Below are 24,245 nucleotides of genomic sequence, written 5' to 3'. Positions count from 1 at the left end.
GAAGAACCCGGGTAGGCACACGCGCTGCGAGCCGCGAACGCTGGGAACCGCCGACCGACCGCACCTGCCTCGCGAGGTCCATGACCTCGGAGTGGGCGGGCGTGTCGATCTCACACCAGTGCCCACGTGCGGCGGGCGAGATCAGAGATGCATGCCCCGTCGTAACCCACTACGGCGCTGTGCAAGGTGTCATGCAGGGGATCGGTCCAGTGAGCGGGAATCCTCTTGGCGCCGAGGAGAATTCCGGCGACCGAACCGGCGGTGGCGCCGTTGGAGTCCGTGTCGGCGCCGCTTTGCACGGTGAGTGCGATGGTGCGGGTGAAATCACCTGCGCCCCAAAATAGTCCAGCGGCGACACGACATGCGTTGGGGATGGCGTGAACCCAGTTGTAGGCACCGTGCCTTGCGTCGATGTTGTCCACCGCCTCTTCCCACGAGAGTCCGCGGTGGTAGTCGTCGTACACCTCGGTGAGCGCGACCGCGAGGCGAGAACGCGGTGGGATGACGCTCTGAGCGGCCACGAGAGCGGCAGAAGTCGTTACAGCAGCGGAACTTTCCGCGGCGAGCCCGCGAGCAAGGCTGCCAGCCGAGAGAAGGGCAGATGGGTCGCCGGAAGTCGTCGCGGCAACAGAACCATCCGCGGCGAGCCCGCGAGCAGGGCCCCCGGACGTGCCTCGAGGAGCCGTGTCATCGGCGGTCGGCGTCGGAGACGGATCGCCGGTAGGTGGTGCGGGTGGGGTGCCTGCGGTAAATGCCGCGGCGATCAGGGCGGCCGCCCACATCGCGGCGTAAATGCCGTTGCCCGTGTGGGATACGGCGGCCTCGCGGGCGGCAAGGGCGGCGGCGCGCTGTGGGTTTCCCGGATTGACGTAGCCGAAGATGTCAGCGCGGATCATCGCGCCGATCCACTCGCGGTAGGGATTGCGGAATGTGGCGGTCTTCGGTGGATGCAGTCCGTCGACGAGATTGCGGTACGCGACACGTTCGGCGGTGTAGGTCTGGAGGAAGGGCAGGCGTTCCAGCCACAGTGTCGCGACGTCGTCTGTCGTGAAGTTCAGGCCGCGAGATTCCAGGAGGTGTAGTCCGAGCACGGTGTAGTCGATGTCGTCGTCGCGCGGAGCGCCGTCGACCCGGCCGCGCGCCGACACCGGCCAGGTCGGGTTCAGCGGAAACGGGGGTGGGAGGACAGCGGGGACGTAGTCGGTCAGCGGATAAGCGCCTGCCCGTTCCAGATACGCGCGGATGTGCTCACGCGTCCACACGAATCCGTTCTCCAGCGGTTTGCCGAGCGTGCAGCCGACGCACCGGCCGAGCCAGCCGCCGTAGATGCGGTCCAGGAGTTCGTCATCCGGAGTGGAGGGGACCGCCGAACCCGACGCCATCGACGATGAGAGACCGGCAGACTCGGAGCCCGTCGACGCCGAACCACCCGGCCTGCAACCGCTCGAAACCGAACCGGAAGCAGTCTTATGTCCGCCCGACGAGGGCACGAGCCCGGAGTGCCCGGCAGGCCCCGCAACATCCACTCCAGCGCCCGGCCCGGCACGGCACGGCGTCGCCGAATCGCCGGATTCGGATGCGAACACATCGCCTCGGCCCATCCGCAATTCGACGCCCCGGCTCCCCACGGGCACCGGCCCGGTCTCGTCATACCCCCACTCCGGATCCCGCGGCGCTGCCTCTATCTCCGCCAACAACGCCCAGCACGCACCCGCGTCCCCCGGTTCGGCGGTAGCCAGCGAACGAACCCCCGACTCGAATCGGCCGACCTCGTATCCGGATTCGAGACGCTGCCGCCATTCGAAGTACAACAGGGCGCGAGGGTCGGCCTCGTGCCTGCCGAAGAACACCGCTTCGATCGTCCGGTCCATCGCGCTCCCGTCGCCGGTTTCCGCTGCTCAACCGCACTCCTATGCCCCGATTATCCCTGCGCGCCGCACCCGCCGCGGGTCTGCGAGCGGGGGTAACCTCGATCCCATAGCCAGGAGACTCCGACCAGGAGGTCACCGTGCCCTGCGATCTGATGCTCATCGCCTACGACGGCTCCGAGAACGCCAAGCGCGCCATCGAATACGCCGGCCGGTTTCTCTCCGCGGACAGAGCCGTGGTGCTCACGGCGTGGGAGCCCATGGTGCGTCAGGCCGCTCGGCTCTCGGGATTGTCCGGGGTGATGCAGCCCGAGTGGGTGCCCGACGAGGAGATCGAGGACATCGCCTACGTCGACGCGCGCAACATCAACACCGAGGGCGTGCGGCTGGCCAAGCTCGCGGGCCTGAACGCCGAGGCACGCACGGCCGAATGCACCACCACCATCTGGAACGCGATCGTCGAATGCGCCGACGACTTGGACGTGGACATCATCGTCGCGGGCACCCGCGGCGCCACCGGTATTCGCGCCCTGCTGCACAGCAGCGTGGCCGACGCGGTGCTCAAGCACTGCCACCGTCCGGTGCTGATGGTTCCACCCGGCAAGGAACCGCAGCGCGAATTCTGACCCGGTGATCTCGGTCGCTCGGGCGCGCTTGTGGCCCGCGCGCGGGTCTATGGTCGAGGAATCATGAACGGATTCCTGCTCGCCCAGCCCAATGGCGTGATGCGCGCGACCGGAACCCGGGTGGCCTTCGACGACGCGGATCGCGCTCGCGCGGCATTGCGGGACGGAACGACGGAGATCGTCGTCGGTGCCCTGCCGTTCGATCCGAACCGGCCCGCCGCGCTCACCGCGCCGGAGCGGGCCGAGCACACCGCGGGTCCATGGCGTCCCGCCGCGTTGCCCGAGCTGCCCACGGTGCGGGTGGTCACCGAGATACCGAGTCCTGCCGAACATGTCGCGCGGGTGACGAAACTGGTCGAGCAGCTCAACGATCAGGCGCAGCCGCTGCGCAAGGTGGTCGCCGCCCGTTCGGTGCTCGCCGAGGCGGACAGCGCGCTCGACCCGGAACTCGTCGCCGCGCAACTGCTCATCAGGCACCCGCACGCGAACGTCTACGCCGTCGATCTGACGCCCGCCGGGCGCGCGGGCGCGACGCTGCTCGGTGCGACGCCCGAGGTGCTCGTCGCGCGGCACGGCGACACCGTGACGTTGCGCCCGCTGGCGGGCACGCTGCCGCGGCGCGCCGATCCGGACGCCGACGCCACGCAGGCCGCGGAGCTGCTGACCAGCACGAAGAATCGGGACGAGCACGCGTTCGTCATCGAATGGATCCGGCAGGTGCTGGCGCCCGTCTGCGCCGAACTGACCATCCCGGACGGCCCGCAGCTGATGAACACCCACGACGTGTGGCATCTGGCCACCCCGATCACCGGCACCCTGTCCGATCCCACCATTACCGCGCTGGACTTGGCGCTGCTGCTGCATCCCACCCCCGCGGTCTGCGGCACGCCCACCGCGCTGGCCCTCGACGCCATCAACCACATCGAGGAGGATCGCGGCTTCTACGGCGGGGCGGTCGGCTGGTGCGACGCCCGCGGCGACGGCGAGTGGGTGGTCGCGATCCGTTGCGCGGAGCTCTCGGCGGATGGTCGCTCGCTGCGCGCCTTCGCGGGCGGCGGCATCGTCGCGGCCTCCGAACCGCAGTCCGAGCTGGACGAAACCACGGCCAAACTGCGCACCTTCCTGGGTGGGTTGCAGTGCGCGGTCCCGGAGTAATCCGCACTACATCCGAGATTGTGAGACGCCGCATTGTCACCTTGGTCACCCTGAGGGCGCTTCATGCTGTAGGTTGACCCGGAATGTGCCTGATCCGATGTATTGGAGAGCCGCGATGAAGTTTGCTGTTCCTGGTGTTGCGAGCGCGGTTGCCGGTGCCGTGCTCGGCGCGATCGCGGTGTTCGTGATCACCGCGGCGGTGCAGCAGAACACGCGCCCCGAAATCGACCGCAGCGGCGATGCGGAATCCTCGCTACTCAACAACGTTGAGTACGGCAGCCGCTGAGCCGCTGACTGCCGCTTCATCCGCCGACTCGCTCGGCTCCTCCGGTGTGGCCTCGGATTCGTCCGAGGCCGCGCCGCTCGGTAGACGATGGTTCGCCGCGACGGTCGTCGTGGCGTTCCTGTTCACCTTCCTGCAGGCGCCCGGACAGACGGTCGCCGACACGAAGTACGACCTGGCGCAGAATCCGCTGGGTTTCCTCGACCGCGCCGCGCACCTGTGGAGCAGCCAGGCCCCCATGGGCCAGGTGCAGAACCAGGCCTACGGGTATTTCTTCCCGCACGGCGCGTTCTTCTCGGCCGGAGATCTGCTCGGCGTGCCCGCTTGGGTCACGCAGCGGATCTGGTGGGCACTGCTGCTGCTCGCCGGGTTCTGGGGCATCGTCCGGCTGTGCGAGGCGCTAGGTCTCGGCAGCCGCGGGTCCCGGATCGTCGCGGCGGTCGCGTACACACTGTCCCCGCGCGTGCTCACCACGCTCGGCTCGATCTCCTCGGAGACCCTGCCGATGGTGCTCGCACCGTGGGTCCTGCTGGCGCCCGCCGCCCTCGGCGCCGCGTACCAGCGGCGCAAGCGGGGCGGCGCCGCCTCGCCCGCGGGCAGTGCGCTGGCGCTCGCGTTGATGGGTGCGGTGAACGCCGTGGCCACGGTCGCGGCGTTCCTGCCCGCCCTGCTCTGGTGGGCTTCGTACAAGCCGAACAAGCGCTGGTGGCGTTTCACGGCGGCCTGGGTTCCGCTGCTCGTGCTCGCCACGTTCTGGTGGGCCGTGCCGCTGCTGCTGCTCGGCAAGGTGAGCCCGCCGTTCCTGGACTACATCGAATCCTCCGGCGTGACCACCCAGTGGGCATCGCTCGCCGAGGTGCTGCGCGGCACCGACAGCTGGACACCGTTCGTCTCGCCGGAACGCATCGCGGGCGCGGTCCTGGTGACCCAGCCCGCCGCGGTGCTGGCCACCGGGTTGCTCGCCGCGGCGGGCATGGCCGGACTCGCCATGCGATCGATGCCGTATCGCGGGCGGCTGGTGCTGATCCTGATGGTCGGGCTGGTCGGTATCTGCGCGGGTTATGTGGGCGAGCTCAGCGGGCCGTTCGCGGACTCGGTGCGGGTCTTCCTTGATTCGAGCGGCGCGCCGCTGCGCAACGTGCACAAACTCGAGCCGCTCATCCGTATTCCGCTGATGCTCGGTCTGGCGCATCTGCTGGCGCGGGTACCGCTGCCCGCGTCGGTGCCGCTGCCGGTGTGGCGCAGCGCGTTCGCCCATCCGGAACGCAATCGGATGGTCGCGGTCGCCGGGCTGATCCTCACCGCGCTGGCGCTGTCCACCTCGCTGGCCTGGACCGGCAAGCTGGCCCCGCGCGGCTCCTACGACGAGGTGCCCGGTTACTGGCATCAGACCGCGGACTGGTTGGCCGAGAATGCCGCCGACACTCGCGCGCTGGTGGTGCCCGGCGCGCCTTTCGGCAGCCAGGTCTGGGGATTGACCCGCGACGAGCCGCTGCAAGCGCTGGCTAGCACGCCGTGGGCGGTGCGTGACGCGGTTCCGCTGAACCCGCCGGGCACCATCCGCGCGATGGACTCGGTGCAACGACTGATCGCGGACGGCCGCCCCTCGGCCGGATTGGCCGCGACGCTGGCCGGCCAGGGCATCGGAATCCTGGTGCTGCGCAACGATCTCGACCCGGAGACCTCGCGGTCGACCAGGCCGATGCTCGCGCACCGGGCGATCGAAGGGTCCCCTGGTCTGACGAAGGTGGCCCAGTTCGGTTCGCCGATCGAGACGAACGTCGTCGCCGACAACCTGGTCGCCGACGGGGATCTGCGACCGGCGTATCCGGCCGTCGAGATCTACCGCGTCGATCCGCGTCCGCCCGGCGAGGGCGGTTCCGGGACCGAGATCCGTTCCGGCACAGGGGCTCCCGAGTCGTTCCCCGGCGCGTACACGGTTCCGCTCGACACCGTCCCGATGGTGCAGGGCGGGCCGGAAGTGCTCGAGCGGCTGCACCGCGATGGCTCCGCGCCGCATCCGACGCTGTTCGCGGCCGACGCCACCCGCGCCGGTGTGCCGATCGGACCGCTCGTCGTCACCGATACGCCGATGGAGCGGGAGTCCGATTTCGGCCGTGTCGACAACCACAATTCGGCGCTGCGCGCGCCCGACGACGGGCGCCGCACCCACAATCTGGTGCCGGACTACCCGGTGCCCGGCGCGGAGCTCGTGCACGGAGAATGGTCCGGCGCGACGGTGACCGCGTCCAGTTCGGCCGCCGATGCCACCCAGCTGGGCGGTGCGGCTCCCGGCAGCTCGACCGCGGCGGTGGTGGACGGCGATCCCTCCACAGCGTGGATCAGCAATGGCACCGAACGCGCTGTGGGCCAATGGCTTCGGCTCGATCTGGACCAGCCGATCAGCTCCGGCCTGCTGCGATTGACCACCAGTGCGGCGGCGATCGGCGATCCGGTGAAATGGGTCGAGGTGCGCACCGCGCACGGAAGCGTCTCGGCGCGGATCACCGAACCCGGTGCGACCGTGTCGATTTCACTGCCCGCTGGCAGCACGGACTGGCTGACCATCACCGCCATCCGCACCGAGGGTGGCTCCGGCGGTGGCCAATTCGGCATCAGCGAACTGACTCTCGACGACTACCGCGACCGCGACGCACCGGTCCGAGTGGACATCCAGCACCGCACGGTGCTGCCCGCCACGCCCGCCGACGCGCAGGTGACGGCCTGGGATCTGGGCCAGGAATTCCCAGGGCGCAGTGCGTGTTTCGATGCTCCCGACCGGGTGCGATGCAGCAAGGCGCTGGCGCTGGCGCCCGAGGAGCCCGGCGCCTTCGAACGCACCCTCAACTCCCCCGAACCCATGACGGTCGCGCCCGAGCTCACCGTGCGCACCAGGCAGGGCCCCGCGCTGGAGGCGCTGCTCACCGACGACAGCAGGCCGGTGGCGCGCGGCAAGAGCGACGTCGGCGATCTGCGCGGCTCCGCGTTCGCCGCGACCGACGGCGATACCCGCACCAGCTGGACGGCGCCGGAAGACGCGGTGCGCAACCTCACCGGACCCAAACCGACCCTCACCATCGAACTGCCCGAACCGGCGTTGGTGACCGGTCTCGACATCACCGCGTCGCTGGGCGGGCTGCCCGCAGCTCCCCTTTCGGTGTCGGTGAACCTCGGCAACGGCCCGCAGGTGCGCGAGCTCGACGAGCGTGCGCCCGGCGAACCGGCGCGAATCTCGTTGCACCCGACGGTCACCGACCGCATCGAGCTCAGCGTGCAGAGCTGGACACCGGTGCTGGACAAGACCGCGCTCGGCTTCGCCATGACCCAGCCGCCCGGCATCGCCGAGGTCGCGGTGCTCGGCCCCGACTATCCCGCGCAGGCCGGTCTGGATCGCGAGATCACCGTGCCCTGCGAGCTCGGCCCGACGATCGCGCTCGGCGGACGCACCGTGCGTACTTCCGTGACGGCGACCGTCGGTGAGTTGCGTTCCAGTGCACCGGTTCCCGCGCGCGTCTGCGACGCCGAAGAGGCGCTCCTCGTTCCGGAGGGCCGCGCGGACGTCGTCGTGGCGCCCACCGAACTGTTCTCCGCCGACCGGCTGCGCCTGAACCGCACGAACTTCGAACCCGCCGCCCCGGCCACGGACCTGCGCCTGCTGGTGCTGCCGCTGAGCACCAACGTCGGCTGGGAGGCGCATACCGCCGACGGGCGCTCGCTCGAGCCGATCGTGGTGGACGGATGGCAGCAGGCGTGGTTGCTGCCCGCGGACGCCTCAGGGCCCATTACCATCTCGTTCCCGGTCGATCGGTGGTATCGCCTGGGTATTTTCGGTGGGTTGGTGCTGCTTGTTCCGTTGGTGTTGCTCGCGATTCCGCGACGTCGGCGGATTACCTTGCGGGGCAGGCGTGTTCGCGGTGCGTCGACCGATCCCGAAACAGCCCGGGAGGATACGGCTGCACTGGCGGTCACTCCGGTCGGCCCGCCTCACCCTTGGCACAACCGCATCGTGGGCGCGCTCGGCCTCACCGCGGCAGCGACGATCATCGCCGGACCCGTCGGCACCGCGCTGACGGTGGCCGGCGTGGCCGCAGCCCGCTTCGCCGCCCGCCACACCGCGCGGTCACTCGCCGCGATAGCCGGTCTCGGCACCGCCATCTCGGCCGCCGCTCTGTCCACCGGCCCGTGGCGCGCGCCCGGCGGCTACATGGGTCACTCACTCTGGGTGCAGCTGCCCGCGCTCGTCGCGGTGATCGCCGTCGGGCTCGCCGCACTCCCACCGCGCCGACGGGGCCCTCGACGCTAGCGTCCTCGGAGGAGGATCGACGGGAGAGAAAGGGTTGCTGCGGAAGCGGTTTCGACTTTTTCAAATGTGGATAGCGCAATCAGCGGCACAACCAGGCGTCCGGCGTCTGTCCGCCATACAGTCACAGCGTGCACTTGGAACTGGTCACGATCGTGGTTACCGAGTACGACCCGGCCATCGAATTCTTCGTGGAGATACTCGGCTTCGACCTGATCGAAGATTCGCCTTCGCTGACGAACGACGGCCGACCGAAAAGATGGGTGGTGGTCCGCCCGCCAACTGCATCCACTGGAATCCTGCTCGCCAAAGCTGATGGCGACCGGCAACTCCCCGCGATCGGCAACCAAGTGGCCGGTCGCGTCGGATTCTTCCTCCGCGTCAACGACTTCGAAACCGCGTATCGCCGAATGACCGCTGCGGGAGTCGAGTTCGTAACCTCGCCCCGCACCGAGGTGTACGGACGGGTCGCTGTCTTCCTCGACATATCTGGCAACCGATGGGATCTTCTCGGCTCACCGAAGCCGCCAGCAGCTTGACCCGAGTTACAGTCCGTCCGCGCTGCCCGGCCGACTCAGGGGGCTCCCACCTGCGCCGGAGCAGACGCACCCCGCAGGCTGACCGGCTGCGGCTCCGCGATTGCCAGAACTACGAATGTCCGGCGCCATCATCCCGGACGACCGCCGCCGACGTGGCAGACGATCCGAGAGGCAAGGCCACGCTCGCGCCGCCGAGAACTGCCCGGCCTCAGGGCGCTCCCACTTGCGCCGGAGTAGGCGCATCCTGCGGGACCGACTGCGGCTCCGGGGTCGGCGGAACCTTCCGTCCGCTCTTCCTGCGATCCATCCGGCGGGCCAGCTTCCGAGCCGGCTCCTCGACGAGGGCGTAGCTGGCTGCCGCGACGGGCAGGGTGATGGCGACGGTCAGGATGAGGACCCAGACGAAGCTTCCGGCGAACGGGAGGATGCCGAAGACCGGGAAGACGATCGACAGCACCGCGAGGTGCCAGAGGAAAATGCCGTAGGACCAGCGCCCGAGGGTTGCCGCGACCGAGGATTCCAGCCAGCGGTGCTTCCGGTCGCCGAGCACGAGCGGAGCGAGCAGGCCGAAACCGATGATCGCGCCGAGGCCCATCTTCGCGGCGTATTGCCACGGTTCGGCGCGGGTGAGTCCGGCGGGGCCGCCGAAATCGGTGGACGAGAACAGGAAGGCGATCAGCGCGACGGTCCACATCAGCAGCTGGTTGCCCGCGATCCGCCGCCAGAGTGATAGCGGATGCACATCATCGGCGAGTTCGGCGAGCAGCATGCCCGCCGCGAACCACGGCAGGTAGGCGGGCAGCCAGTTGTCGGCGTGAATCGCGTCGGGGGTCGGCACCGGGAGGAAGTTCCAACTCAGGCTGACCAGCGCCAACGTGAGGATCGCGGGCACTCGCCAGCGGGCCGACTTCCCACGCAGCCGGACCACGGCGAGCGCCAGCAGCGGCAGCACCAGATAGAACGCCACTTCGACCGAGAGGCTCCACATCTGGGTGAGCCCGTCGGTCAGCGTCAACGGCACGAAGACCTGGAGCAGCGCCAGGTTGGACATCCATACCCGCAGGCCCGCGGTGTCGGCGGCGCTGGGCAGCAGCACCAGCACGGCGCAGACCACGGCCCAGTAGGCGGGCAGGATGCGCGCCGCACGATGGCGCAGGTAGTCGACGGCAGAGGGGGCGGCACCGAGACCCCGCGCGGCCGTGGCGTGCGGGCGCCACAGCAGGAAGCCGGAGAGCGCGAAGAACACCGCGACCGCCATGTCGAAGCGCTCCCACACCCGGCCGAGCACCGGCATTCCCGTCGCTCCGGTCTGGAAGGCGACGTGGGTGACCAGGACGCCGAGCGCCGCCATCCCGCGCATGCCTTCCAGCGCGGGAACGAAACCACGCGACCGGGCCGAGGTCGCGGCCGCGGTGTCGGCGGCGAGTGTGGCGGTCATCGGGCTCCAGTCTGCCAGGGATTTTCCCAGGTGAGAACTACACGTTTCACTTTTCGCGCTAAACTCGGGCGATTTCTGGTCGGATTCCGGCCTCGGCACCGCATGGTACGCCAATGGACTGTTAGTGTCGGGGCTCACGTAGTGCCGTGGGTTACTCCGCGGTACTGAACGGACCGACCTGTGTTCTACGACGAGGAGTGTTTGCATGGCACTGAGTGCCGGTACCAGAAGGACGGTGGCCTGCCTGCTCGTAGGTCTAGGCGCATTGCTGATCGTCATGGCGCTGATGATTCCGACCTACACCGTCGACAAACTGGCCAAGACTCCTCTCGACCTCGAGATCACCACCATCGCCAACAGTCAGCAGGGCTCGGAAAGCCTGGTGCTCGACTCCAGGTCGCTCACCGCCCCTGAGGGTGCGGCCAAGGTGGATACCAACGTTCCGCTGATCTCGCAGCGGTTCGTCACGGTCGAAGAGCCTTCCGACGCCACCCAGATGACGATCCAGGCCGGTCAGACCCTGCGGCGGATCGACAAGCAGGGCGACACCGGACTGCTCACCGCGGTCGTCGACCGGGTCACCATCGACCGCAAGACCGGCGAGCCGGTCGACAAGGAGCCGAACGGCTCCATCGCCGTCACGGCCAACCCGCAAGGCGAGAGCATCGCCGACCCCGTACATCGCACTGGTCTGCAGTACCGCTTCCCGATCGGCACCGAGAAGAAGTCGTACCCGTACTTCGACCTCAACGCACGCGCGACCTTCGACATCGACTTCGTCGAAGAGACCGAGATCAACAGCATGAAGGTCTACCACTTCCGGCAGACCGTCCCGGTCACCAACCTGTACGACGTCGTGCCCGCGCCGACAAACCGCCTGTCGCTGCCCGCCGCCAAGTGGGGCCTCGAGGGTGAAGAGCCGGTCACCATGACCCGCTTCTACACCAACACCCGCGACCTGTGGGTGGAGCCGCAGACCGGCACCGTGATCAAGGGTGGCGAGCAGCTGCACCTCTACTACGCGCGCAGCGGCGACAAGCCGGACGTCACCGCCCTGAAGTCGAACATCATCTTCGACGAGAACACCATCGAGTCGCAGATGTCGGTGGCCCAGGACAGCATCGACCGGCTCGCGCTGTACGGCCGCATCATGCCGATCGTGCTCGGTGTGCTCGGCGTGATCCTGGCGATCCTCGGCGCGATCCTCGGTATTCGCGGCGGCAGCGCCCCCGCCCCGGCCCGCCCGGCCCGCGGCGGCAACCTGCCCCCGAGCGGTGCGGCCACCCCGCCGCGCAGCTCCGCTCCGCGCGGTGCCGATGATGCTCCGACGGAGCAGATCAATGTGAAGAAGAACCTCTAGGCGCTAGCGGTTCCGAGATAGCGGCTCCCCGGCCATACGGCCGGGGGGCCGTTGTCGTTTGCGCGCTCTCGGTCGCCTCACCGCGCCGTGGGTTTCGTCGTTCTGCGCGCCGGGCGATCAGAAGCAGCCAGGACGCCAGATGGTGCCGCAGAAGAAGCGGTTCAGATCGGCCGAACCGCTGGAAATCTCGCTGTTGCCGATCGCCTCGGGCTCGACCGGGGCCTGAGCCTGCGCGGGAGCAACGGACATCAGCACCGCACCGGCGAAGCTGGGCACCCGCGATGATGTGGCGATCGACTCGAATCATCTCGAACCCGATCTTCTCGAGTTGGTTTCGGTCACGAATATGACCTCGGTGGCTGAATCGAGCGCCGGTCTCCGCCCATTACGAACCCTTCGGGATTGGCGGACAGAACCACAGTCGATTTCGCTGGGCCATCGCAATTGTCGATTTCACACGGCTGAGATTCGGTGCGGGAGCTGTGGTTTGCTATGCGCAGTTGCAGTGGGCGATAGTCGCAATCCAGCGGTGATTGCGGTGCGACCGTGGTGATTTCGCTGGGTCGTCTCAGTTTTCGATGTCGAGCGGCCGAGATTCGGTGCGGGAGCTGCGTTTTGCTACCACCGCGAGCACCGGGCAGCCGACCAGCAATACGGCCCAGAGGAGGTGGGCGGCCGCTGCGATCCAGCGGTGGTTTTGCGGCACGGCGGTAGGGTCGGGGCCCGGAACTCGGTACAGCGCGAGGTGGTCGTCGGTGTAGACCGGTTCGAGTTGGGCAAGTGTGGTTTTCGATTCGCCGAGGGGGCCGGGGGTGGTGCGTTCGACCAGGACCCATTCGACGCGGAGGCGCGATAGATCCCGCGCCGAACCACCTTGCAGCAGAATCGTTTCCACTTCGCGCGCGCGAGAGCCTTCACCCGACACCGTGCGGCCGCGGACGGGGAGCTCGCCGGTCTGCAGCACGTCGTTGGGCAGCATGCGCGGTGCGGGATCGAGGACCGGGGCGGCGCCGCTGTAGGGGAACTTGCGGAACATGCCGCTGGGCAAGACCGCGATATCGCCGGGGGCGTCGATGTGTTCGGCTACGTTCTGCCAGCCGGAGGGATAGTGCACCGGGCGCATCGCACCGCCGACACCCCAGGCGAGGTCGAACAAGGGGAGGATAAGGAAGGCTATGAATGCCGTTGCGGCCAAGATGGTTCCGCGTGATGAGGTGGGCGCTTCAGAACGATCGTTTGCGACCGAGGATGTTCCACGTTGCGGATGGCCTGTTGCAGGCGACCGCTCTTCGTGGGTTTGCTCGATGGGACCCGTGGCGGTAAGGGGCTTCCCATGGTTTGGCTCGGCGGGTCCTGTTGTGGTCGCAGGCTTCTCATGGCTTCGCTCAACGATCCCCGTTGCGGCCGAGGACCTTCCGTACCTCTCTTCGGAGGTACCGGCTGTTGCGGAGTCTGTCCCGCGAAGGAGTGCGCCGAGGGCAGTGCAGCCGGCCGCCGCGCACAGGGCGTAAGCGGGCACGGCCAGTGCGACGTATTTCTGGGTGTCACGAAGCAGGCCCGCGCCGGGCACGTTGACGACCAGCCACTCCATCGCTTCCATGCCCCAGCCGGTCGCGGCGAGGGCGGGCAGCACGACGGCCGCGGCGGCCAGCGCCAGCAGGGCGCGACGGATGCGCAGGCTCTCTCGCCCGCCGGTCTGGGCCGTGGCGACCGCGCGGATGCCGGAGACGACGATCGCGAGCAGCAACAGGGTGGCGAGCAGCGCCAGTGGCGTGGTGCGCGAATCCGGCACCGCATCGGCGTTCCAGATACCGCCGAGCCCGGCCAGCGAACCCAGTGTGGCGAGCCCGGGTTCGGCGCGCGCGGCGAAGGCGGGAATGCCCGCGGGGTCCGATGGCTCCGCTCCGGCGCCCGAGAGCAGCGTCGCGGTCAACCAGGGAGCCGACGCCGCAGCCAGCAGGGCGAGCGTGCCGGGGAGATGTCGGCGGCGGATGGTCACCAACGCGGTGATGCCCGCGAGGAGCGCGCCGGTCGGCGTCAGCCCGGCGGCGGCGAAACACCCCGCGAGCGACGCCCACGCGCCCACTGTCTCCGCGTCGGGCCGCCGAAGCGCGCGCGACCCCTCGGTGGCCTCGTCCGGTCTCGAAACGCGTCGCGGCCCCGACCGCAGGCGGTAAGCGGCCAGCACCGTCCACGGCAGCGCCGCGTATCCGGCGAGCAAGCTCCAGTGTCCCTGCAACAGCCGTTCGGCCACGTACGGATTCCACAGCGCCACCGTCACCGCGACCAGCTGGGCGGCCAGCGGCGCGCGCAACAACTCCCGCACCAGCACCGCTGCGCCGTACCCGGCCGCCCACAGCGCGAGGACGAGAATGGCCTTCACGACGAACCCGCCGTCCACCAGCGGCGTCACCGTCGCGAGCAGCGCGTCCTGCGGCACGGCCCGCGGCGCGGAATCCCCGAGCCCGAGCGCCGAGTCGGTGAGATACGACCGCGGCGTGCTCACCGCATCCCGCAGCAGCAGATACCCGGGACCGAGCAGCGGCCCGGCCACCACCGCGACAAGCGCGGCGCTGAACCCGCCCGCGACCACCCGCTCGCGCAGACCCGCACCGCCGTCACCCACGGATCAGAACCCTACGACGCGAACCGTGCCGTTGTCCGGGCAGCGGGCACGCGGCAGCGGCTCGACTGCGTTGCCGACCGCGGGCGACCCCGTCGTGGGGCACGGCTTCGAAATCGACATGCCCCAGCTCCGCGGCCACGTGGACGCGCCGATGAGGACGCCGCCGATCTGCAGCCTCTCCTGTGCCCCGGGCGTGCCGTTGGTTGCGAGCGGTGGTCGTCTTCGGTGGTCGTACTCGTGTCCGCAGGTCTCCGCACGTCGATCGCGGCGCCCGACGGACAGGCCCTCGAGCACCCGATGCCTGCGCACTCGGACGGCTGCGAGTGCCTGCGTGACCGGGCCCGTGCGCAGGTGTTTCGGATTGGGTGGGACGATTGCGGAATGTCTGTCGTCCGTCGTCCTCCCGTAGTGGCGGATCTGACGTTGGTGACGGCGGGCGCGATGACCGCCAACGTCGCGGGGTATCTGCTGCAGCTGCTGGCGGGGCGGTGGCTCGGCGTCACGGGATACAGCGAGTTCGCGAGTCTGCTCGCGGTGCAGCTGCTGTGTGCGGTGCCCGCGCTGGCGTTGCAGAACGTGGTGGCACGCGAGCGGGTGCGCGGAGCCGAAGTAGCGGCGCTGCGTGGCTTGCAGTGGCGGTGCGCGCTGATCGTCGCGGTGGTGGCGGCCGTGCTCGTTCCGGTGGTGACAGCCGCGTTGAACGTGGGCGTGGTGGCGTGTGCCGGTGCGCTGGTCGCCGCGCCCGCGCTGGTGCTGCTTTCCGGCGAGCAGGGGATTCTGCAAGGCGGCAGGCGGTTCCGTGAGCTCGCGGTGGTGCTCGGCTCGGCGGGTGTGGCGCGGGTGACGCCCGCGTTGATCGTGCTCGCGCTCGGCGGTGGGGCCGGGGCGGCGCTGTGGGCGGCGGCGCTCGGGCTGGTCGCGGCGGCGATCTTCGCGCGTGTCCTGGCGGGTGCGCCGACGTCGGAGAGCGAACCCGGCGAGCACACCGTCGGCGTCCTTCCGGTGCTGCGCGCCGCTCAGGTGCAGGCCGCGCTGATGGCGCTGTCGTCGGCCGATCTGATCGTGGTGCGGATGGTCCTCGACGAGGTCGACGCCAGCCGCTACGCCCTCGGCGCCATCGCCGCCAAGATCGCCTTCTGGCTCCCGCAGGCGGTGGGCGTCGTCCTCTATCCGCGGATGGCCCAGCCGACCCACTCGGCGCGCGCGATCCGCGACGCCCTCGCGGTGCTGTCCGGCATCGGCATCGTCGCGGTGCTCTGCGCCGCCCTCGCCGCACCCGTCGCCCCGCTGCTCGCAGGCCACGACTACGCGCCGATCCAGGACCTGCTCTGGTTGTTCGCCCTGCACGGCGCGATCCTCGCGGTGCTCCAGGGCGCGGTGCTCTCCGCCATCGCGGTCGACCGCACCGCACTGGCCGCCGTCACCTGGCTCGGCCTCGCCGTCGAGGTCACCCTCATGGTCTCCTTCGCCCGCTCGGTCCCGGCGCTGATCACCACCGCGGTGTCCGTCGCCGCCGTGACGACGATCCTGGTCGCGGTCGTCGTCCTGCGCACCGCCGACCGCACCGAACCCGCCGAAACCCAGCCCGCGGCGGATTGAGCGTGCCGGGTCGGCGTGATTGGCCGCGGGGAGCTCACTCCACGGGCGCGGCAACCAACCCCGACACATGCGTCCCGCGCGAGACCGCCGCGAGCACCTCGTACACACCGTTCCCGGTCTGCTCCCACGAGAACTCCCTGGCCCTCGCGCGCGCCTTCTCCCCCATGACGCCGCGCGCCGGGGAGTCCTCGAGCAAGTCGCCGACGGCGGCGGTGAGCTGGGTGACGTCGTCGACCAGCAGACCGGTGACGCCGTCGACGATCGAGTCGGTGAGGCCGCGGGAGCTGCGGTAGCCGACGGTCGGGACGCCGTGCTGGGCGGCCTCGATCACGGCCAGCCCCCAGCCTTCCTTGCGCGAGGGCAGTACGTGCACCCAGGCGCGGGCGAGCAGTTCATGCTTACGCCGTTCGTCGACGTGCCCGTGGAAGGTGACGGCATCGGCGATGGCCAGCTCGCGGGCGGTGTCCTGGAGGTTCTCGGCCCACCATCCGCCGCCGACGACGTCGAGGTGCAGACCGGGAATCCGGTCGCGCAACCGGGCGACGGCGGTGAGCGCGTCTTCGATCTGCTTGTGCGGCACGAGCCGGGACAGCACCACGACGCGCGGTTCGGACGTGCGGGTCGTCGCCGCGCCGGTCGGGGCGTCGACGGGAACCGGTTCGGCCCCGTTGCGGACGACGGCGATGCGCGAGCGGTCGACACCGAGCGTGGCCAGCTCCTCCGCCGAGGGCAGCGACACGGTCAGGTATTGGTTCTCGCGGTGCACGCGCGGGGACAACCGCGATTCGATCCACCAGCCGATCCGGCCGATCAGCCGTCCGGCGACCGGCCACTGCTCCCGATGCCCGTGGTGCACCAGCAGCACAGAGGGCGCGTCGGCCGCGGCGGTCGCGAAGAACGGAATGCCGTTCTGGGTGTCGATCACCGCGTCGGGCCGCACTCCGCGCAACGGTCCGATGCCGAGCCTGCCGAGGGCGATGGCGGCCAGTGCCCGCGGGTAGACGGTGTAGCGTCCGCCGCCGCGGCTGATGTCGATGCCGTCGATGCGTTCGCGCTTGGGCGCGCCCGGGTAGCGGGCGGTGCGCAGCGTGACCTTGACCCCGCGCGCGGCGAGCTGCGCGCCGACCTGTTCCAGGTACCGCTCGCTGCCGCCGCCCTGTGGATGCCCGGTGTCACGCCAGCAGAGCAGGAGGACTTCGCGCACGGTGGAGCTTCTCTCGGTTGGTCAGGTCCCGGCGGGGAACGCGGATATCGGGCTACACCATAACGAACACAGCCGGACCGAGTCCGGAAACAGCACGCGCGCGCCCGGAGCGCGGGCGCAGGTAAGCCAGCGATCATCTTGGCACGTCATCGCCGATTCGAGGCGATTTCGAGCGATTTGTCTGAAACACACTCATTTCACAGGCAGATCTGGATACCCTCCCGCCACCCCCTATTTCCAGGGGCAGGGCCGGTCGCAGGCAGGCCGGCCGTCACGATGAGGAGAACACCATGAAAATGGCACGGACGAGGACCGGCGGTGGCACCGGGAACGGCGGCGACCTCGACGGTCTGCTCGGCATGATCCTGGCCCTGATCACGTCGTCCACCTCGACCGGAAGCGGCGCGAGCAGCGGCGTCGGCTGAGCCGACAGAAGCGGCGGTCCGGTGCGCGCGGCGCCGGACCGCCTTCGGCTCGCACGCGCGTGAGCAAACCGCGAGCGCGCGCACAGCGGGCGGTCGACGGGCCGACGATCGGCCTGTGCGAAACTCGGCGCCGTGCTGAGAGCCGAAATCACGCCCTCCGACGCGCCCCGATTCGCGCGACGCGCGACGCTGCGCCGGTCGCTGCGACTACTCGGCAGCTTCCGTTTCGAGCAGACCGATCCGGCGCGCTTCTACGGCGGCCTCGCCACCGACACCGCCGAAATGATCGGCGATTTCTACGCCGACCTCGCCGGAGCGGACCTCGCGGGAACGACGATTCTGGACGTCGGCGGCGGCCCCGGCTATTTCGCCGACGAATTCGCCAAGACCGGAGCGCGCTACATTCCCGTCGAGCCCGACCCCTCGGAGATGCACGCCGCCGGATTGTCCGTCTCCGGCGCGGTGCGCGGCTCCGGCATGGCCTTGCCGTTTCGCGACAACGCCGTCGACATCTGCTTCTCGTCGAATGTCGCCGAACATGTGCCGCAGCCGTGGGCCATGGCCGACGAGATGGTCCGAGTGACCCGCCCCGGCGGACTGATCGTGCTCTCCTACACGGTCTGGCTCGGCCCGTTCGGCGGACACGAGACCGGCCCGTGGCACTACCTCGGCGGTGAGTACGCCGCCCGCAGGTACCGCCGCAAGCAGGGCAAGGAACCCAAGAACCGGTACGGCGAGTCGCTGTTCGCGGTCCGCGCTTCCGAAGGATTGCGCTGGGCGGCAACGACTTCGGCCGACGTGCACACCGTCTTCCCGCGCTACCACCCGCACTGGGCCTGGTGGCTGGTGCGCGTACCCGCGGTGCGCGAGCTCGCCGTCAGCAACCTCGTCGTCGTCGCGACGAAATCGGCCTGAGCGAGAAGCTACTTCGCGAGCCAGCCGCGGCGCCAGCGGCGGCCGCAGGACCCGTCCCGCTCCCATGGCGATTCCTGAATGGCCAGCCCGACCGTCTCCAGGGTGGTCAATCCGACCTGATCGGCGAGGACTCCGACGGCCGCGACCGCCTCCGCGGCCTGCATCGCCGCCGTGGCCTGCTCGATCGTGAGCGTGCGTCCCGGTAGAAACGACACCACCCAGCCACCCGCGCCGACACTCTTGGCCTGATGTTCGGTCTGATCGCTGGTCATCAACGACCGGCCGACCACTTGCACCGCCATGACTCGTTCACCCCAATTACGGTCTGGAGATCAATGCTGTAAGGCCGAAGCTGGTTCGGCCGGGAAACGCGGGAGCGAGCTGATGAGTAGCTACAGCATCCACGGTCCAGCAACAGAACGCAATAGTGCGTTCTCGGAAAAGCGAACCGACAGGTTGGAATTCGAGCTGGTCAGGCGCGTGCGCTGAGAGGAAACTGAAACAGGTTACAGACAAGCGGGCCACAAAACTGTAACGTGTTCTCATGCATTACGACAGCTTGTTCATCGGCGGCCGCTGGACTGCGCCAGCGGGCACCGAGCGCCTTCAGGTCATCTCACCGGCCACGGTCGAGCCGGTGGGCAGCGTCCCCGTGGTGGAGCGGGCCGACGTCGACGCCGCCGTCGCCGCCGCGCGGCATGCCTTCGACCACGGACCGTGGCCATCCACCCCACCGCTCGAGCGCGCCGCGGTGCTCACCAGGGCCGCGCGCCTGATCGAGCAGCGTTCGGCCGATCTGCTCGCGACGCTCACCGCGGAAATGGGCGCACCGCAGATGATCGCCCTGACGCTCAACCAGATACCGGCCACCGCCGCGCTGGACGCGTATGCCGCACTCGCGCAGACGTTTCCGTGGCAGGAGACGCGCGTCGGCGGGTTCGGCACCACCCGCGTCACGCGGGAACCGCGCGGCGTCGTCGCGGCCATCACCGCGTGGAACGTGCCGCTGTTCCTCGCGGTCAACAAGCTCGCTCCGGCCCTGCTCGCGGGGTGCACGGTGGTGCTCAAGCCCGCGCCGCTCACGCCGCTGACCGCCAATATGGTCGCCGACATCTTCACCGAGGCGGGCCTGCCCGAGGGCGTGCTCTCGGTGCTGCCCGCGGATGCCGACGTCGCCGAATATTTGGTCTCGCATCCGGGCGTCGACAAGCTCACCTTCACCGGCAGCACCGCCGTCGGCCGCAAGATCGGCGCCATCGCCACCGGACAGCTCAAGAGCGTCTCGCTCGAACTCGGCGGCAAGTCCGCGGCAATCCTGTTGCCCGACATGGATATCGCGGCCAGCATTCCGGTGCTCGCCTTCTCCGGCCTGATGAACAGTGGCCAGGGCTGCGTCGCGCAGACCAGGATCCTCGCCCCGCGCAGCCGCTACGACGAGATCCTCGACGCGCTCGTCGAGTACGTGCGCACGCAGAAGACCGGTGATCCCACCGATCCCGCCGTCGCGTACGGCCCGCTCATCTCCGAGCGCCAGCGCGAACGCGTCGAGGGCTACATCGCCAAGGGCAAGGCCGAAGGCGCGCGCCTGGTGCTCGGCGGCGGACGGCCCGCCGACCTGGACCGCGGCTGGTTCGTCGAACCGACGATCTTCGCCGACGTCGACAACAAGTCGACCATCGCGCAGGAGGAGATCTTCGGCCCGGTGCTCTCGGTGATTCCCTACGAGACCGAAGACGAGGCGGTGGCCATCGCCAACGATTCGGCCTACGGCCTGGCCGGTTCGGTGTGGACGACCGATATCGAGCACGGCGCGCAGATCGCGGCGCGGGTGCGCACCGGGACCTACGCGATCAACTGGTACGCCTTCGATCCGACGTCGCCGTTCGGCGGCTACAAGAATTCCGGGCTCGGCAGGGAGAACGGCCCCGAGGGTCTCGACGCGTTCTGCGAGCAGAAGTCGCTGCTGATGCCGCTCGGCTGGACCGGATAGGAGTACCTCCGGCTGTGCGTGGCGTCGGATGGGCTCTGTCCGGCGCCTCCGCTCCAGCCGTGCGCGGCGTCGGTCCGACTCCGTCCGATGCTCCGCTCCAGCCGGTGCGGCCAAGGTCCGGTCCCGCCCGGGACGTCGCGGCTCCGGCCGTGCGCGGCTTCGGAAGGGCATCATGCGGTCAGGGCACCGGGGGCGAGCGGCATGGCTCGCCCCCGGTGCCCTAATCGGGCATCACGACCCGCAGCGCGGCCGTATCGTCTCCACCCGGCTGGATGCACGAGTCCACGATCTCGACCCGCCAACCCGGCGGCAGCACCTTCTGGAGGCGGCCTGCGTGGCGGCGCAGGGGCGTGCTCGCAGGCGCAGGCTCGGCCTCGGTCACCACCGGGGCTTCGAAGGGATCGAACTCGAGATCGGTCATGCTCCAACCACCTCTCACGCGTCTCTACGCGCCGCTCGCCGGGGCCGCGACGGCGACAGGGCAGTAGTCCTTCCGATCGGCACGGCCAAGCGACGAGGGCACCGATCGGTTGTGAAGCCGATATCGAAATCAGAATAGGACACGGCGTGGCGCACCTCACAGCCCCGGGTGCGCAAGCGGGTCAGCGGCGCAGCGAACGGCGATAGCCGGCGGGAGTCGCGCCCGTCGCGGCGCGCAGATGCGTGCGCAGCGCGGTGACGCTGCCGAAACCTGCTTGCGCCGCAACGACTTCCACCGGCAGATCGGTGGTCTCCAGCAATTCGCGCGCCCGCGCGGTGCGCTGCGCCTCCAACCAGCGCCGCGGCGTCGCACCCACCTCCGCCTTGAAGCGCCGGATGAAGGTGCGCTCGCTCATCAGCGCATGTCGGGCAAGCGCGGAAACATCCGGCGCCGCAGCGGGATTCGACGCCGCCCAAGCCATGGTCCCGGCCAGCCCCTGCGATCCGTCGCCGATGCGCCCGAGCGCGTCCGGAATGTATTGCGCCTGACCGCCTTCGCGGTGCGGCGGCGTCACGTTCCAGCGCGCGAGTTCCGCGGCGAAGCCTGCCCCGAGCTCGCGGCGCACCAGGTGCAGGCACAGGTCGAGACCGGCGGAGAGTCCCGCGGAAGTGAGCACGTCGCCGTCGTCGACGTACAGCGCGCCGGGGTCGAGCCGGACCGAGGGGAACAGCGTGGCGAACTCCTCGCAATACGCCCAGTGCGTGGTGGCGGGCCGCCCGTCCAGCAGACCCGCCGCGGCGAGCACGAAGGCTCCGACGCAGATGCTCACCATCGTCACGCCACGCCCGGCCGCCGCGCGCAGCGCCTCGATCACCTCGGGCGGGGGCGCCAGGGTGGGCAGGCCGATCCCGGGGACGACCACGATGTCGGCCTCTTCGAGCAGCTCCACTCCGTATTCGACGTGCAGGTCGAAGCCGTTGGGCGTCCACACCGGCCCGGGCCGCACACCGCAGGTCCGCATCTCGAAGCCGCGTCCCTCCCCGGTCTTGCTCGGCCCGTGCCGGAATGCCTGGACCGCGCAGGCCAAGTCGTAGGTCATCACGCCGTCCAGGGCGAGGGCGACCACCTGTTTCACGCCTACAGTTTGGCATGAATCGGAGCCTTACTGGCATTCCCGCCACTGGCCGCGACCTGCGGCGGCCCGGTTCACTGAGACCACCGAGACGAAGGAGGTCGGCGTGGGTGCGCCAGCAAAGGACAACAGGGCGCCAGCAGAAGACAACAGAGCACCGGCGGGCATGGACTGGAAATGGGCCACGGAAACCGGCGGCGCACTGACCGGCCGCCAACGCAGAAAGCTCACCGGCAAGCTGGTCACCGCCCTGCCGGGCATCGTGGCCGGGCAGGTCCGGCTCGCCCTCGGCCGACGCGGCCCGGGCCGCATCGATTTCACCGACCTGCGACTACCCGACTCCCGGCTGGCACGGGCCGCGGAAAACGAGGCGCGCGAATGCCTTACGCCGCACGTCCTCGAACACTCCTACCGGAGCTACTTCTTCGGGCGCGCGCTCGCCGAACTCGACGGCGTCCGCTACGACGACGAACTGGCGTACGTGTCGTGCCTGCTGCACGACCTGCACCTCGAACACCCCACGCCCGGAAGGTGTTTCGCGGTGACCGGTGCGGAACGCGCGGTCGCGTTCGCCGAAGGAGTGGGCGCGACACCCGAACAAGCGCGCACCATCGGCGCCGCCATCGCCGCACACCTGACCATCGGCGTCGCCGACCGCCCGGACGACCTCGGCTTCGTCTCGGCGGGCGCGAGCGTCGACGTGCTCGGCCTGCGCATGGCCGATCTGGCCCCCGACTGGGTCGCCGAACTACTGCACCGGCACCCCCGCCACACCTTCAAGCAGCACATGATCGCCGCCTTGCGTGCCGAAGCGGCCGCCGTCCCCGACGGCCGCGCCGAATGGCTGCTCTCCGTCGCCCAATTCGCGCCGCTGATCCGGCTGGCACCGTTCCCCGAATAACACAAAAACGCGATCGCCCGCACCGAAAACGGTGCGGGCGATCGCGAAAGAAAATCAGCCCAGGCGCTGCTTCAGAGCCTCGAACTCGTCGCGCACGCCCGAAGGCAGCTTGTCGCCGACGAACTCGAACCACTCCTCGATCAGCGGGATCTCCTTGCGCCACTCCTCGGCGCTCACCGCGAGCGCCTCGTCGACGTCGGCCGCGTCCACATTCAGGCCCTCCAGGTCCAGCTGCGCCGCGGTCGGCACGTGGCCGATGGCGGTCTGCTCGGCCTGCGCGGAACCCTCGATGCGGCCGATGATCCACTCCAGCACGCGGGAGTTCTCACCGAAGCCGGGCCACAGGAAGCGGCCGTCGGCGCCGCGACGGAACCAGTTGACGTAGAAGATCTTCGGCAGCTTGGCCGCATCGGCGTTCTTGCCGACGTTGACCCAGTGGCCCAGGTAGTCGCCCACGTGGTAGCCCATGAACGGCAGCATGGCCATCGGGTCGCGGCGCACGGTGCCGACCTTGCCCTCGGCCGCGGCGGTCTGCTCCGAGGAGAGCGTCGCGCCCATGAACACGCCGTGCTGCCAGTCGAAGGACTCGGTGACCAGCGGGACGGTGGTCTTGCGGCGGCCGCCGAACAGGATCGCCGAGATCGGCACACCCTGCGGGTCGTCCCATTCGGGGGCCAGGATCGGGCACTGCGACATCGGGGTGCAGTAGCGCGAGTTCGGGTGGGCGGCCAGCGTCTCCGTCTCGCGGTGGTACCAGTCGTTGCCCTTCCAGTCGATCAGGTGATCGGGCTCGCCCTCCAGGCCCTCCCACCAGACGTCGTTGTGGTCGGTGAGCGCGACGTTGGTGTAGACGGTGTTGCCCGCCTCGATGGTCGCCATCGCGTTCGGGTTCGACTGGCGGTTGGTGCCCGGCGCGACGCCGAAGAAGCCGAACTCCGGGTTCACCGCGTACAGGCGGCCGTCCTTGCCGAAACGCATCCAGGCGATGTCGTCGCCAAGGGTCTCCGCGCGCCAGCCGGGAATGGTCGGCTGGATCATCGCGAGGTTGGTCTTACCGCAGGCGCTGGGGAACGCCGCGGCGACGTAGTAGGCCTTGTTCTCCGGGGAGATCAGCTTGAGGATCAGCATGTGCTCGGCCAGCCAGCCCTCGTCGTGCGCCATGGCCGAGGCGATGCGCAGCGAGTAGCACTTCTTGCCGAGCAGCGCGTTGCCGCCGTAGCCGGAGCCGTAGGACCAGATCTCGCGGTCCTCGGGGAAGTGGGTGATGTACTTGGTGTCGTTGCACGGCCACGGCACGTCCTGCTGGCCCTCGGCCAGCGGCGCGCCGACGGAGTGCAGCGCCTTCACGAACGGCTTGTCGGCGCCGAGCTTCTCCAGGGCGGCGGTGCCCATGCGGGTCATCACGCGCATCGAGACCACGACATATTCAGAGTCGGTGAGCTCCACGCCCAGCTTGGGGTCCT

20 protein-coding genes are annotated in these 24,245 nt (G+C 69.5%); 11 read left to right on the top strand and 9 right to left on the bottom strand.

The genetic code is table 11. From position 1 onward, the window contains the following. Positions 1 to 110 precede the first annotated feature (110 nt). Positions 111 to 1,382, bottom strand: a complete 1,272-nt coding sequence (locus NL1_RS38960) for an ADP-ribosylglycohydrolase family protein (protein ID WP_067835943.1) — start codon at positions 1,380 to 1,382, stop codon at positions 111 to 113. A gap of 626 nt (positions 1,383 to 2,008) precedes the next feature. Here NL1_RS38960 and NL1_RS08000 point away from each other — a divergent pair. From NL1_RS08000 to NL1_RS07985, 5 genes are all read left to right on the top strand, one after another. Beyond that, the gene (locus NL1_RS08000) at positions 2,009 to 2,494 is read left to right on the top strand and encodes a universal stress protein (RefSeq protein ID WP_156094729.1); all 486 of its coding nucleotides are present in this window, start codon (positions 2,009 to 2,011) and stop codon (positions 2,492 to 2,494) included. Between the two features lie 63 nt (positions 2,495 to 2,557). Then, entirely contained in the window at positions 2,558 to 3,649 is a 1,092-nt protein-coding gene (locus NL1_RS07995; RefSeq protein WP_067835941.1) for an isochorismate synthase, read from the top strand. Between the two features lie 115 nt (positions 3,650 to 3,764). Further along, a complete protein-coding gene (locus tag NL1_RS36295) occupies positions 3,765 to 3,935 on the top strand; it encodes a DUF2613 domain-containing protein (protein WP_084510388.1) in 171 nt (56 codons plus the stop codon). A gap of 46 nt (positions 3,936 to 3,981) precedes the next feature. Then, positions 3,982 to 8,235 (top strand): alpha-(1->3)-arabinofuranosyltransferase, encoded by a 4,254-nt coding sequence (locus NL1_RS07990; protein ID WP_245673141.1) that lies wholly within the window; start codon positions 3,982 to 3,984, stop codon positions 8,233 to 8,235. Positions 8,236 to 8,363: 128 nt separating this feature from the next. Further along, positions 8,364 to 8,771, top strand: coding sequence for a VOC family protein (locus NL1_RS07985; protein ID WP_067835939.1), 408 nt, complete (start codon positions 8,364 to 8,366; stop codon positions 8,769 to 8,771). A 208-nt stretch (positions 8,772 to 8,979) separates the two neighbouring features. Here NL1_RS07985 and NL1_RS07980 read toward each other — a convergent pair whose 3' ends face one another. Next, on the bottom strand, positions 8,980 to 10,209 hold the full coding sequence (locus tag NL1_RS07980; protein ID WP_084510386.1) for an acyltransferase family protein: 1,230 nt from the start codon (positions 10,207 to 10,209) through the stop codon (positions 8,980 to 8,982). Positions 10,210 to 10,414: 205 nt separating this feature from the next. On the opposite strand from NL1_RS07980, the gene pgfA reads away from it, so the two are divergent. Next, positions 10,415 to 11,569 carry a cell envelope lipid trafficking protein PgfA gene (gene pgfA, locus NL1_RS07975; RefSeq protein ID WP_067835937.1) on the top strand — a complete coding sequence of 385 codons (1,155 nt, stop codon included), beginning with the start codon at positions 10,415 to 10,417 and terminating at the stop codon, positions 11,567 to 11,569. Between the two features lie 117 nt (positions 11,570 to 11,686). On the opposite strand, the gene NL1_RS37380 is transcribed toward pgfA, so the two are convergent. Together NL1_RS37380 and NL1_RS39320 are read right to left on the bottom strand one after the other, a co-directional pair. Further along, entirely contained in the window at positions 11,687 to 11,845 is a 159-nt protein-coding gene (locus NL1_RS37380) for a hypothetical protein (protein WP_156094728.1), read from the bottom strand. Between the two features lie 292 nt (positions 11,846 to 12,137). Then, positions 12,138 to 14,195, bottom strand: a complete 2,058-nt coding sequence (locus NL1_RS39320) for an MmpA family trehalose lipid delivery protein (RefSeq protein ID WP_373862533.1) — start codon at positions 14,193 to 14,195, stop codon at positions 12,138 to 12,140. 381 nt (positions 14,196 to 14,576) lie between these two features. Between NL1_RS39320 and NL1_RS07960 the strand changes: the two genes are divergently transcribed. Beyond that, on the top strand, positions 14,577 to 15,794 hold the full coding sequence (locus NL1_RS07960) for a polysaccharide biosynthesis protein (RefSeq protein WP_067835934.1): 1,218 nt from the start codon (positions 14,577 to 14,579) through the stop codon (positions 15,792 to 15,794). Positions 15,795 to 15,828: 34 nt separating this feature from the next. On the opposite strand, the gene NL1_RS07955 is transcribed toward NL1_RS07960, so the two are convergent. Beyond that, positions 15,829 to 16,998 carry a glycosyltransferase family 4 protein gene (locus tag NL1_RS07955; protein WP_067835932.1) on the bottom strand — a complete coding sequence of 390 codons (1,170 nt, stop codon included), beginning with the start codon at positions 16,996 to 16,998 and terminating at the stop codon, positions 15,829 to 15,831. A gap of 290 nt (positions 16,999 to 17,288) precedes the next feature. Here NL1_RS07955 and NL1_RS39900 point away from each other — a divergent pair, with 290 nt between their 5' ends. Continuing rightward, entirely contained in the window at positions 17,289 to 17,423 is a 135-nt protein-coding gene (locus tag NL1_RS39900; protein WP_255284318.1) for a hypothetical protein, read from the top strand. Positions 17,424 to 17,555: 132 nt separating this feature from the next. Further along, positions 17,556 to 18,338: a class I SAM-dependent methyltransferase gene (locus NL1_RS07950; RefSeq protein ID WP_084510385.1), complete on the top strand. Its 783-nt coding sequence runs from the start codon at positions 17,556 to 17,558 to the stop codon at positions 18,336 to 18,338. A gap of 8 nt (positions 18,339 to 18,346) precedes the next feature. On the opposite strand, the gene NL1_RS07945 is transcribed toward NL1_RS07950, so the two are convergent. Then, positions 18,347 to 18,640 carry a hypothetical protein gene (locus tag NL1_RS07945; RefSeq protein ID WP_067835930.1) on the bottom strand — a complete coding sequence of 98 codons (294 nt, stop codon included), beginning with the start codon at positions 18,638 to 18,640 and terminating at the stop codon, positions 18,347 to 18,349. Positions 18,641 to 18,882: 242 nt separating this feature from the next. Here NL1_RS07945 and NL1_RS07940 point away from each other — a divergent pair, with 242 nt between their 5' ends. Further along, positions 18,883 to 20,328 (top strand): aldehyde dehydrogenase, encoded by a 1,446-nt coding sequence (locus NL1_RS07940; protein ID WP_067835928.1) that lies wholly within the window; start codon positions 18,883 to 18,885, stop codon positions 20,326 to 20,328. A 220-nt stretch (positions 20,329 to 20,548) separates the two neighbouring features. Here the strand turns inward: NL1_RS07940 and NL1_RS07935 are convergent, their stop codons facing one another. Then, complete coding sequence (locus tag NL1_RS07935) at positions 20,549 to 20,749, bottom strand: hypothetical protein (protein ID WP_067835926.1); 201 nt, start codon at positions 20,747 to 20,749, stop codon at positions 20,549 to 20,551. A 181-nt stretch (positions 20,750 to 20,930) separates the two neighbouring features. After that, positions 20,931 to 21,884 carry a GlxA family transcriptional regulator gene (locus NL1_RS07930; RefSeq protein WP_156094727.1) on the bottom strand — a complete coding sequence of 318 codons (954 nt, stop codon included), beginning with the start codon at positions 21,882 to 21,884 and terminating at the stop codon, positions 20,931 to 20,933. A gap of 163 nt (positions 21,885 to 22,047) precedes the next feature. Here NL1_RS07930 and NL1_RS07925 point away from each other — a divergent pair, with 163 nt between their 5' ends. Beyond that, positions 22,048 to 22,782 carry an HD domain-containing protein gene (locus tag NL1_RS07925; RefSeq protein ID WP_067835924.1) on the top strand — a complete coding sequence of 245 codons (735 nt, stop codon included), beginning with the start codon at positions 22,048 to 22,050 and terminating at the stop codon, positions 22,780 to 22,782. A 54-nt stretch (positions 22,783 to 22,836) separates the two neighbouring features. On the opposite strand, the gene NL1_RS07920 is transcribed toward NL1_RS07925, so the two are convergent. After that, positions 22,837 to 24,245: phosphoenolpyruvate carboxykinase (GTP) (locus NL1_RS07920; protein ID WP_067835922.1), on the bottom strand; the 1,409-nt coding region annotated here is incomplete at its 5' end.

The organism is Nocardia lijiangensis NBRC 108240 (assembly GCF_001613045.1).
Classification (GTDB): Bacteria; Actinomycetota; Actinomycetes; order Mycobacteriales; family Mycobacteriaceae; genus Nocardia; species Nocardia lijiangensis.
Note: the sequence above shows the minus strand (reverse complement) of the source record. Positions and strands in the feature narration are given on the sequence as shown.